The organism is Cohnella xylanilytica (genome assembly GCF_014212175.1).
In the GTDB taxonomy this organism is placed as follows: Bacteria; Bacillota; Bacilli; order Paenibacillales; family Paenibacillaceae; genus Cohnella; species Cohnella xylanilytica.
In genome coordinates, this window is the sequence record NZ_JACJVR010000170.1 from 1 (window position 1) to 1,000 (window position 1,000).

Consider the following 1,000-nt stretch of genomic DNA (forward strand, 5'->3'; position numbering starts at 1 on the left):
CAAGAAGAAGGAAGCCTGATCGTCCGGCGAGGCCGGACCGAAGGGCGGGGAAGGAGAGAGGTTGCCGTTGAACGGGAGAAAGAAGCAGATCCTCGAAGCCGCCATGGGCTGCTTCGCCCGCAAGGGGTTCCAGGGGACATCGATCCAGGAGATCGCGGACGAGCTCGGCATGGCCAAAGGCTCCATCTACTTCTACTTCAAGTCCAAGGACGACCTGCTGTTGGAAGTGATCGCCTACATCGGGCAGAAGCTGATCGCGGGAATGGCGGAGCTGCCGGAAGACCGGCATCTCCCTCCCCGCGAGCGATTCCGCTCGCAGCTGAAGCGGCATATCGCCTCGTTCCAGGAGAACAAGGACCTGCCGCTAATGCTCATGAGGGAGCCGTACGCCGTCGAGAGCCAGCGAACGAGGCTGCACGAGATGGTCGTCGACTTCCAGCGCAGATTCCTGAAGTGGTTAAGGCAGCATATCGACGAGCTCTACGGAGAGGAAGCGGCGCCTTATGCGGGAGATGCGGCGGCCTCCGTCAGCGGCATCATGATGGAATATACGAAGATGCTGCTGATCGGCCGCCAGCCGCTCGACGGGAATCGGCTGGCCGACTTCGTCGCCGACCGGATGGACGACCTGATGAACGGAATGATCCGTTCAAGGGAGCGGCCGCTGCTCGGCCGCGATTACGGCCTGGATCGGTCGGACTCTTCGCCCGCTGCCGGCTATGAGGAAGCCGTGCGCAATGCCGCCCGGGAGCTGAGGGAGCGGGTGGAACGGGAATCCGTAACGGACAAGGACGAGGAGAGGAGAGCGGACCTGTTGTCCGCCCTGTCCCTGCTGGAGGAGCAATTCGCCGAGCCGTTCCCCGACCGGATCGTCGTTCGGGGGATGCTCGCCTATATGAAGGAGCTGTCGCTCCCTTCCTGGACGGAGGCTTGCCGCCGTCTGGAGGAGGCGGTTGCGGCCAAAGCCTGATCCAACGATAGAACCGCCGAAGAGACGAGC

Annotated in this window: 1 protein-coding gene; it reads left to right on the forward strand. The window is 62.9% G+C overall.

Annotated features, from left to right (window positions below):
• The first annotated feature begins 67 nt into the window (after window positions 1–67).
• Window positions 68–970, forward strand: coding sequence for a TetR/AcrR family transcriptional regulator (locus H7B90_RS32255; protein WP_185140013.1), 903 nt, complete (start codon window positions 68–70; stop codon window positions 968–970).
• The last annotated feature ends 30 nt before the right edge of the window (window positions 971–1,000 follow it).